The sequence below is a fragment of the Hominisplanchenecus murintestinalis genome (assembly GCF_943193015.1).
In the GTDB taxonomy this organism is placed as follows: Bacteria; Bacillota; Clostridia; order Lachnospirales; family Lachnospiraceae; genus Hominisplanchenecus_A; species Hominisplanchenecus_A murintestinalis.
Genome location: NZ_CALPCM010000125.1, coordinates 1 through 1091, shown reverse-complemented (window position 1 = coordinate 1091; position 1091 = coordinate 1). Strand labels below are relative to the sequence as shown.

Annotated in this window: 1 protein-coding gene; it reads left to right on the top strand. The window is 45.0% G+C overall.

The window, feature by feature from the left end:
- Positions 1 to 1091, top strand: a 1091-nt coding sequence (locus tag NFR99_RS15290) for a transposase (protein ID WP_251354085.1), incomplete at both ends; no start/stop codon positions are given.

Sequence of the window (1091 nt, the reverse complement as noted above, 5' to 3'; positions counted from 1 at the left end):
TTCCATGATGATCGAATCCAACATCCGCAAACTCAGCCGGATGGAACTGATATACACCTGCATCGCAAAGCTGGCGGTGTATGTGGATAAAATCAATGATTCTGCTCTGTCTGACGATTTAAAACACTATATCGATCCTAACGATTTTAACAGGGTGATTTATCATCAGCGCAGTACCGGTGCAGATGAGCGCATGAAGCAGCTCTTGACGGATGCAGATAAACTTGTTGCCTTGTGTGAGTCTGGTTACAATGATTCAACAGAGTATGATCTGTTTGTCAGATGTCTGTCAGAGCAGACCATTGTTGAAAATGAAAACCGCAGACTCCGCACAAAAGAAGACGGCGGCATGAAATCATCCATGATGCAGAATCCCTCCGATCCCGAAGCGACTTTTCGGAGTAAAGCAGGAAAAGAGCACCGGGGATATGCTGCCAATCTTGAAGAATCCGTTGGAGCCAATGGTTCGGTTGTAACAGAATACCAGTATGAGCAAAACAACCATAGCGACAGCCAGTTTATCCGGGAGCATCTTGAGCAGATGGATAAACAAGAAGAACGGACTGTTATCGTTGCGGATGGAGCATACAGCGGAACAGGAAACACGCAGCTTGCAGCTGATAAAAACGTAGAACTGATTACCACAAGCCTGACAGGGAAACCGGCTCCGGATATCCTTGCTGATTTTGCATTCAACGAAGAAGGAACGAAAATCCTCCGATGTCCGGCCGGCCATGCACCCAAAAGCTGTTCTTATATGAAACAAAGCAGTCAGTGTGCCGTTTCCTTTCTGCATGAACAGTGTGCCGGCTGTCCGTATCAGGATCAATGCAAGCCAAAAATTTTTAAGAAGGTTGCAAAAATAGTAACATCCAAAGCAGCACATGAACGTGCGAAAATCCAGCGGAACATGGACAGCAAAGAATTCAAAAATTACGCAAGACTCCGAAATGGAGTGGAAACTGTTCCGTCAAATATCCGTAAGAATTACCATTTGGAAAAAATTCCCGGTGGGAAACAGCGTGGCAAGTTCTTTTTCGGATCCAAAATAGCAGCGTTGAATTTCCGAAAACTCTTCAATTATGTGAAGG